This window comes from Paenibacillus sp. 598K, from assembly GCF_003851045.1.
Classification (GTDB): domain Bacteria; phylum Bacillota; class Bacilli; order Paenibacillales; family Paenibacillaceae; genus Paenibacillus_D.
This window is the reverse complement of the sequence record NZ_BFBX01000017.1, coordinates 19,313-28,409: the sequence shown is the minus strand read 5'-3', so window position 1 is coordinate 28,409 and position 9,097 is coordinate 19,313. Positions and strand designations below refer to the sequence as shown.

Sequence of the window (9,097 nt, the reverse complement as noted above, 5' to 3'; positions counted from 1 at the left end):
GAGAATCGTGGGTTTTTTGTTGTGCGTACCTCCTGCCTTATGACATAATACGGTTATCTAAGGCGTGATCACAAAGTCGGAACTGCCGTTTTTGGATCGCGACTAATGAAAGCAGGTGGTTTATCTGGAGCTGCGTTCGTTAAAACCAAGCGAGGCCGAGGCAAGTCTAGATTTGTCATTTTATGCGTTTCAGATTCAACTGAGCGAGCAAGAATATGAAAAAGCCATAGCCCGATTCAAGCCGGATCGGGTCATCGGCGCATTTGACGATGGCGAGTTGGTAGCGCAGCTATCCTTGCTGCCGCTTGCGACATATGTAGGTGGCAAGTCATTTGCGATGGGCGGCATCGCCAACGTCTCATCCTGGCCGGAGCGGCGCCGCAAGGGAGCAGTGACGCAACTATTTAAGCATACATTGAAACGGATGAAAGACAACGGGCAGATGCTTTCCTTTTTGGCCCCCTTCGACTTCCCCTTCTACCGTCGATACGGGTGGGAGCTGTATGTGGAATATAAAGCCTATACAATCGAGAAAGCGTTGCTGCCACAAAGGCAAGCCGTCGAGGGTACGGTGAAGCGGATCAGCGTGCTGGATGAGGCATTGGTCCAGCAAATTTCCCCCCTCTATGATGCGTATGCCCGCCGTTATAGCGGCACATTGTCACGCTCGACGGATTGGTGGTTCGATGAGCTCTTCCGTCGCCGTCAAGGGCAAGTAGCCATCTATACAACAGTGAATGGCGACATGACGGGATATTTGTTTTATCAAGTAAGCCAGCGCGAGATGACCGTTCATGAATTCGTCTATCATGACGAGGAGGCTCGTCTAGGCTTGTGGAATTATATTTCCAATCATGACTCGATGATCGATCGTGCCCATATGAAGGCGCCCGTTGACGATGCTTTGGCTTACATGATTCCGAACCCGCGTTTTGAGCAAAAAATCATCCCTTATTTTATGGGACGCATTGTCGATGTGGAGCATTTCTTGGCCGCGTATCCATTTGAGACGTCGACCGAGCAGATAGCACTTACGATCGCTGTAAACGATGAGTACGCGCCTTGGAACGAAGCGATATATGAACTGAAGGTAAATGAAAAAGGCGTGCTTGTGACAAAATATAAGGAGCTTAAAACAGGTCAGGCTGCGCTGGCTTGCTCCATTCAGACGTTAACGGCGATGTTGCTCGGCTTCAAACGACCGACTGCGTTATGGCAGCTGCAACAGCTGCAAGGCGACCAGGCAGGGGTTAAGCAATTGGAGGCCTGTCTACCTCAGCAAACGACCTATTTGCTGGACTATTTCTAACTTATAGCGTGCCGTCGACACGGAGCGAATGTTTATCATCTTCCAGGCGGCATGCTCATAATTTTGTATTCGAGACTTGACGTTTTTAGAAAATTGCGTATAATAAAATTAAAGTCAAAGAAAGTCAAAGTCAATTAAGAAACGAATGACCATTGCAACAACTCGGGGAGGTTGGTGATATGCGTAACATTTCCGATACGCTGGAGCATTATCTGAAGCAGTTGCTGCAGGAGAGCGCAGAAGGCGCCGTCGAGATCCAGCGCAATGACCTTGCCGACCGGTTTTCCTGCGTTCCGTCGCAGATTAATTATGTGATCAGCACACGCTTTACGTTGGAGAAAGGGTACTTGGTCGAGAGTAAGCGCGGCGGCGGCGGTTATATTCGTATTCAAAGAGTGGAGCTGCCGTTGCTTAAGGCGATCCAGGGCTATATTAACAGCACGATCGGCGACCGAGTCGAACAGAGCGCTGCGGAAGGTCTGATTTACCAGCTTCGCGAAGCCGATATGATCTCTTCTCGCGAAGCCAATTTGCTCAAAGCGGCCGTATCCCGGGATGCGATTACGCTCGTATTGCCACTGCGTGACGAGATACGGGCCAAAATACTCAAGTCGATGCTTATATCCTTGCTTGTGAAATAAACTGCAGGCGCGAGAGGAGGACATGCGATCCATGTTATGCCAGGAATGCGGAGCCAAGCAAGCTACGCTTCATTTTACCAAGATCGTGAACGGTGAAAAGACGGAATTCCATATTTGTGAGTCATGCGCTCGCGAAAAGGGGGAAGGCATCCCAGGCACAGCAAATGGCTTTTCGATTCACAGTCTCCTGTCTGGTCTCCTGGAATTCGAGCCGTCGGCGGGATTGGGGCCTAAGCCACAAACGATTCGCTGCGATGAATGCGGATTAACCTATTCCCAATTTCGCAAGATCGGGCGCTTTGGATGCAACTCCTGCTACAAGCATTTTTCGGACCGGTTGGACCCGCTCTTCAAGCGGGTGCACGGCAGCACGAGCCATGTCGGCAAGATTCCGAAGCGTACGGGTGGACAGATCGAGTGCAGGCGCAAGCTCGATTCGCTCAAAAAAGAGCTGCATCATCATATCGAGCAGGAAGAATTCGAGCAGGCCGCCAACATTCGCGACCAGATCCGCGAGCTTGAGAGCAAAATCACGGATGTATAGCATTACGCATAGTATACGAAGCTTAGGCCATGTTCATCGGCCAGGCGACTGCTTGGAGGAGGGTTAGAGATGGAAAAGCGACGGTTCGCTCAGGATGCGCTGAGCGAATGGATGAAAGAGGATGGCCCCGATTCCGAGATTGTCATTAGTAGCCGGATTCGCATAGCCCGCAATCTGCGTCATCATCCGTTCCCGATGCTGGCGACCAATCAACAGTCCCGTGAAGTGATGGAGCAGCTGACGGAAGTATCGCGAGCCGGACAACTGGATGATCTAGGCACCTTCGAGACGTTTGACTTGAGCGAGCTTAGCGAGCTGGAGAAGCGCGTACTGGTCGAGAAGCATCTGATCAGTCCTAATCTGGCCAATGAGTCTCGAGGCGGCGCCCTGGTGCTGAGCGGCAGTGAGTCGGTTAGTATTATGATTAATGAAGAAGATCATCTTCGCATCCAGTGTCTGTACCCCGGATTCCAGATTCGGGAGGCATGGCAGTTGGCCAGCGAGATTGACGATAGATATGAGGAGCAGGTCGATTATGCGTTCAGCGAGCGGCGTGGATATCTGACGAGCTGTCCGACCAACGTCGGCACCGGCATCCGCGCATCGATTATGATGCATCTGCCGGCGCTTGTCCTGACGCAGCAGATCAACCGCATCCTCTCTGCCATTACGCAGGTTGGGCTTGCCGTTAGAGGATTATACGGCGAGGGTAGCGAAGCTATAGGCAACCTGTTTCAGATCTCGAACCAGATTACGCTGGGACAGTCCGAAGAGGAGATTATCGACAACCTCTACAGCGTAGCACGTCAGATCATCGAGCATGAGAAGGCTGCCCGTGAGCGGCTAGTGGCAGAATCGAAAATTCGCATCGAGGATCGGGTGCAGCGTTCCTACGGCATCCTGCTCCATGCAATGATCATGGATTCCAAAGAGGCTGCGCAGCGGCTGTCCGATGTCAGACTGGGAATCGACCTGAACCTGATTCAAAGCTTGTCCCCGCAGGTAATGAATGAATTAATGGTACTCACGCAGCCCGGCTTCCTGCAGCAAGTGTTCGGCGAGAAGCTGAATACGGAGGAACGGGATGTCAGGCGAGCCGAATTGATCCGTCGTTACTTGTCCCCCAAAACTTAAGCACGGAGGTGTATGAACATGATGTTCGGAAGATTCACGGAACGCGCGCAAAAGGTACTGGCACTGGCTCAGGAAGAAGCTGTCCGGCTCGGACATAACAATATCGGCACAGAGCATATCCTGCTCGGACTGATCCGCGAGGGAGAAGGCATCGCAGCCAAGGCACTGATCGGTCTCGGTCTGGGTCTGGAGAAAATCCAGGACGAGGTCGAGTCGCTCATCGGTCGCGGACAGGAGCAGCCGACGAATATCGCCTACACGCCAAGAGCCAAAAAAGTCATCGAGCTGTCGATGGATGAGGCGCGCAAGCTTGGTCATACTTACGTCGGCACGGAGCATATCCTGCTCGGATTGATACGCGAGGGCGAGGGAGTAGCGGCTCGTGTCCTCAACAATCTCGGGATCAGCCTGAACAAAGCGCGTCAGCAAGTGCTGCAGCTGCTCGGCAGCAGCGAGGCCGTCTCCAGCAGCCACGGCACCCCGACCAATGTCAGCACGCCTACGCTCGACGGCCTGGCACGCGACCTGACGGCCATCGCACGCGACGGCAACCTTGATCCGGTCATCGGCCGCAGCAAGGAGATCGAACGGGTCATCCAGGTGCTGAGCCGCCGGACCAAAAACAACCCGGTCCTGATCGGGGAGCCAGGGGTCGGCAAAACGGCGATCGCCGAGGGCTTGGCTCAGAAGATCATCGCCAACGAGATCCCCGAGACACTGCGGGATAAGCGCGTTATGACGCTGGATATGGGCTCGGTCGTCGCAGGCACCAAATATCGCGGCGAGTTCGAAGATCGTCTCAAAAAAATTATGGACGAAATCCGTCAAGCCAATAACATCATCCTCTTCATCGATGAGCTGCATACGCTGATCGGCGCTGGCGGCGCGGAAGGCGCAATCGATGCCTCCAACATCCTGAAGCCTTCGCTCGCTCGCGGCGAGCTGCAGTGCATCGGCGCTACGACGCTGGATGAGTATCGCAAATATATCGAGAAGGATGCCGCGCTCGAGCGCCGGTTCCAGCCGATCACGGTCGACCAGCCGTCGCCAGAGGAAGCGATTCAGATCCTGCATGGACTTCGCGACCGCTATGAGGCGCATCATCGGGTCAAAATTACCGACGAAGCGATCGAGCAAGCGGTTAAACTGTCGGATCGCTACATCACGGATCGCTTCCTGCCGGACAAAGCGATCGACTTGATCGACGAGGCGAGCTCGAAGGTGAGGCTGCACTCCTACACCGTACCGCCAAACCTCAAGCAGCTGGAAAACCGGCTCGAGGATATCCGCAAGGAGAAGGACTCCGCTGTACAAAGCCAGGAGTTCGAAAAAGCCGCTGCGTTGCGCGATACCGAGCAAAAGATTCGCGAGGAGCTCGACATCACCAAAAACCAGTGGAAGGAAAAGCAGGGCCGCACCGATTCGGAGGTGACTCCGGAGGATATCGCTCAGGTCGTCGCCAGCTGGACCGGGATCCCGGTCAGCAAGCTCGCGGAGGAAGAGTCCGAGCGGCTGCTGAAGATGGAGGAGATCCTTCATAGCCGGGTAATCGGCCAGCACGAGGCCGTCAAGGCCGTCTCGCGGGCTGTACGCCGCTCGCGGGCGGGTCTGAAGGATCCTAAGCGTCCGATGGGCTCCTTTATCTTCCTGGGCCCTACAGGGGTCGGTAAAACCGAGCTGGCGCGAGCGCTTGCGGAAGCGATGTTCGGCGAGGAAAATGCGGTCATCCGCATCGATATGTCGGAGTATATGGAGAAGCATTCGACCTCTCGTCTGGTCGGCGCGCCTCCAGGCTATGTAGGCTACGAAGAGGGCGGTCAGCTGACTGAGAAGGTCCGTCGTAAGCCGTACTCCGTCGTCCTGCTCGACGAGATCGAGAAGGCGCATCCCGAGGTGTTCAACATCCTGTTGCAGGTGCTTGAGGATGGCCGTCTGACAGACTCCAAAGGACGGGTCGTCGACTTCCGCAATACGTTGATCATCATGACCTCCAACGTCGGCGCGGATCAGATCAAACGCAACTCGACGCTCGGCTTCACGGCTGTGCATGATGCGGGCCATGAGTTCAACCAGATGAAGGACAAAGTGCTGAACGAGCTGAAGAAAAGCTTCCGTCCGGAGTTCCTGAACCGGATCGACGATACGATCGTCTTCCACTCGCTGGAGCAGGAGCATATTAACGAGATCGTCTCGCTCATGTCCGAGGAGCTGCGCAAGCGGCTGCTGGAGCAAGAAGTGGCCTTTACGCTCACCGATACCGCCAAGGCGTTCCTGGCCAAGGAGGGCTTCGATCCGCAATACGGCGCGCGTCCGCTGCGCAGAGCGATCCAGAAGCATATCGAGGATCGTCTGTCCGAGGAATTGCTGATGGGCAACATCTCCAAAGGCGATTCGCTGACGATCGACGAAAAGGACGGCCACCTCGTCGTCCTCAAAGAAAATGTCGAGCTGCAGCCGAGAACCTAAGGCTTGACGCTACTCCCCTATTTAGTACGTAAAGGATGAAAGGAACTCTATCCCTAGCCGGGATGGGGTTCTTTTTTTGCGAGACCTTGCCTTTTCGACCAAATGAGGCTGAGGCTGAGCGTTAGAATCTATTCTAAATCTCGTCGCGTAAGGTAATAGGCGTACTCCATCGGTTTGCTGTAAAGATGATGATAGTTCTTGAGCTGCTGCCTCAAATCGGTGTAAATCGATTTTTGCGGCTTTCCGTTTATTTCGATCATCCATAGCTTCTCTTCTTCATCCATTACATAATCCACGCTTATTTCCCCCAATCCATCGTATAGCTGTTCAGCCTCCCGGGCAAAAGCCAAGCTAAGTTCACGCAGTTCGTTTAAGGCCTGCTCCGTTCGGGCTGCAGTTATTACCTTTGGGAGAAATGTGGATGCTTCAAAAACCTGCTTGCACATACTCGTATTAAAATATTGCTTGAATGCCATTCTGCAAATGATAGTTGTAACTGACCACGTTCCATTCAAGCCCTTCTGAACCAAAGCGCGGATATCAAAATAATGATGATTAAACTGCTTGACCGGGATGCCTTGCTGAACCAAGTAGGAGGATCCTGTAAGCAGACGATCCAGCTTCTGACGGAGATCTTCGTACGTCCTGCAGATCATCATAGGGGACAAGCTGTGCTCTGAAATATAAACTTCCCCGGTGTCCTTCATTTCCACCTGATAGACCTGATTGCCTTTAGAGCCAAAGAGCGGCTTAATATAGAGCAATTTATGTTTTTCTAATCGTGCAGCAATATTGGCCTCCTCATATAAACCGGTATAGGGGAGATGTGCTTGAAGAGGGGAATGAGCCAAATGCTCGGCCAGCTCCCATTTATTGAAATGATTGATCGAGTTGAAGCATCTGCCCTTGCCAATCATCTGTTCCAGACGTTGAACTGTGGGGGAATCCTTGCTGTAACAGCGATTGTAGACGGCGCGAGGGAATGGAAACTCCTGTTGCTTCCAACGTCCCTTTTTGAGCTGGAGGCCGATAATTCGCTTTTTATCCCATAGGATATCTTCCGATGAAAAAGCATATACGTTCAGCTTTAAATTAACATAGCGCTGATAGAGTTTTACGTTTCTACGCCTGTATCCTCGTTTTTGTACTAGAATACCGATAAATGGGTAGTTGTCCATTCTGAGTTCACCCTTGCTTATCGTTTTCTATTAATGAATGCGCGTGAGGTGGTGAAAGATTGGACAAATACAGCCTATTTTATTTTGACGGTCAAGCTATGTTGAGGGAATATCTGCTTCAACTCCTAATAGGATAATGAAGAGTCTCAGCGCAAGAAATGTCGTTTTTTGAAGAAGAATTCGACAGCCAGATTCTAGACTGCAAAAATGGGAGTGTTCTTATGGGAAGAAATGACTTTACTCCAGGACCGCCAGGTCCGCAAGGCCCTCAAGGACCCGCAGGTCCGCAGGGCCCTCAAGGGCCAGCAGGTCCGCAGGGCCCTCAAGGGCCAGCAGGTCCACAAGGCCCTCAGGGACCCGCAGGTGCCAACGGAAATCCCGGGGATCCGGGGGCGCCAGGCGCCACCGGTCCAACGGGACCTAATAATGGCATCACGGGAGTGACAGGGGCGACCGGAGCGACAGGCGTGGCCGGGGCGACCGGCCCTACGGGCGGAGGCATCACGGGAGTGACGGGGCCTACCGGAGCGACAGGCGTGGCCGGAGCGACCGGGGCGACCGGACCTACGGGCGGCGGCATCACGGGAGTGACTGGCGCCACTGGGGCTACCGGGGCAACAGGAGTCACTGGAGCGACCGGAGTGACAGGACCGACAGGACCGACAGCTACATTCTTCTTCGCAGATTTTTATGCCCTGATGCCGACCGATAATCCAGCGCCGATCGCTGTCGGTGACGATGTCGCCTTCCCGAATGATGGGCCAGCAAGCGGGGCCGTAATTACCCGTACCGATGATACTACGTTTAATTTGTCTATCCCCGGCACGTACCAGGTATATTTTCAAGTGGGCGTCACGGAATCGGGACAACTGGTCTTAACTCTTAATGACGCTGAACTGCTTTATACCGTAGCAGGGCGCATTGCAACTACATCTCAAATTATCGGTACGGCTCTCGTCCAAACGTCAGCAGCCGATCAACCTCTGACGGTGCGGAATCCTGCTGGAAATCCTGATGCTCTTACCATCACAAATGCTCCAGGGGGAACACAGCCTGTATCAGCACATTTGATTATTACACTGCTTACATAGTCATCTATAATTGAAGGGCGGTGCCAGGATTACCCTGGTACCGCCCTTTTGAGTGGACGCCCAGCATGGGCGTCATCTAAGTCAAAATTAGGAATGGTGGCTGGCAAGAAGCCCGATAAGTCTCGTTCTCGGTCGCCTTTTATTTAAGAATATGAACTGCGACTTTGGAGTGCTTGACGATATAGCTGCTTACGCTGCCGAGGAACATTTCCCGCAGACCGCTTAATCCGCGACTGCCAATGATAATCAGGTCGGTACCCTTCTCCTCGGCTGTCTCGATGATGCGGCGACCCGGGTCGCCCTGCAGCACCGTGACCTCTGCTTGCAAACTGGCAGCACTCAGGATGGACTGCGCCTCGGCGGCCAGATTGTCCGCTTCTTGCGCGATGGCGACCGAATTTTCCACGGGAGGGGGAATCATGGCTTCGCCGACGATCAGCATCGGGATATCAAAGACATGCACAACCTCCAGCGTGGCGTTCCAGCTCCTAGCCATCTCAATACCTGTTTTCAGGGCGCGTATCGATTGCTCCGAACCGTCATATGCGACCAGAAGATTGGTATAGGCCATCTTCATCAACCCCCATTAGTGTTGGATTCTTCTCATTATCCTTATTACCCGTTGCCGCGCATTACGAATCCGTAGAAAGATAAGATATAACCTCCTAGGGCGTGTCTGCATACTCAGAGGGTAGCAGATTGGGCTGAAATTTCGTTCCATGCAAGGAACTTTT

General features: G+C 53.3%; 8 protein-coding genes. 6 read left to right on the top strand and 2 right to left on the bottom strand.

From position 1 onward, the window contains the following. Nucleotides 1–115: 115 nt before the first annotated feature. From PA598K_RS08190 to clpC, 5 genes are all read left to right on the top strand, one after another. The gene (locus tag PA598K_RS08190) at nt 116–1,309 is read left to right on the top strand and encodes a GNAT family N-acetyltransferase (protein WP_128656486.1); all 1,194 of its coding nucleotides are present in this window, start codon (nt 116–118) and stop codon (nt 1,307–1,309) included. Nucleotides 1,310–1,488: 179 nt separating this feature from the next. Further along, a complete protein-coding gene (locus tag PA598K_RS08185; protein ID WP_128656485.1) occupies nt 1,489–1,950 on the top strand; it encodes a CtsR family transcriptional regulator in 462 nt (153 codons plus the stop codon). A 31-nt stretch (nt 1,951–1,981) separates the two neighbouring features. Continuing rightward, on the top strand, nt 1,982–2,494 hold the full coding sequence (locus PA598K_RS08180) for a UvrB/UvrC motif-containing protein (RefSeq protein ID WP_128656484.1): 513 nt from the start codon (nt 1,982–1,984) through the stop codon (nt 2,492–2,494). A 69-nt stretch (nt 2,495–2,563) separates the two neighbouring features. Beyond that, complete coding sequence (locus PA598K_RS08175) at nt 2,564–3,628, top strand: protein arginine kinase (RefSeq protein WP_128656483.1); 1,065 nt, start codon at nt 2,564–2,566, stop codon at nt 3,626–3,628. Between the two features lie 18 nt (nt 3,629–3,646). Next, complete coding sequence (clpC, locus tag PA598K_RS08170; RefSeq protein ID WP_128656482.1) at nt 3,647–6,094, top strand: ATP-dependent protease ATP-binding subunit ClpC; 2,448 nt, start codon at nt 3,647–3,649, stop codon at nt 6,092–6,094. A 128-nt stretch (nt 6,095–6,222) separates the two neighbouring features. Here the strand turns inward: clpC and PA598K_RS08165 are convergent, their stop codons facing one another. Then, on the bottom strand, nt 6,223–7,272 hold the full coding sequence (locus PA598K_RS08165) for a YheC/YheD family endospore coat-associated protein (RefSeq protein ID WP_128656481.1): 1,050 nt from the start codon (nt 7,270–7,272) through the stop codon (nt 6,223–6,225). Nucleotides 7,273–7,913: 641 nt separating this feature from the next. On the opposite strand from PA598K_RS08165, the gene PA598K_RS37275 reads away from it, so the two are divergent. Beyond that, nucleotides 7,914–8,363, top strand: coding sequence for a hypothetical protein (locus PA598K_RS37275; protein ID WP_260405314.1), 450 nt, complete (start codon nt 7,914–7,916; stop codon nt 8,361–8,363). 139 nt (nt 8,364–8,502) lie between these two features. On the opposite strand, the gene PA598K_RS08155 is transcribed toward PA598K_RS37275, so the two are convergent. Beyond that, nucleotides 8,503–8,934, bottom strand: coding sequence for a universal stress protein (locus PA598K_RS08155; RefSeq protein ID WP_185601705.1), 432 nt, complete (start codon nt 8,932–8,934; stop codon nt 8,503–8,505). Nucleotides 8,935–9,097: the final 163 nt, after the last annotated feature.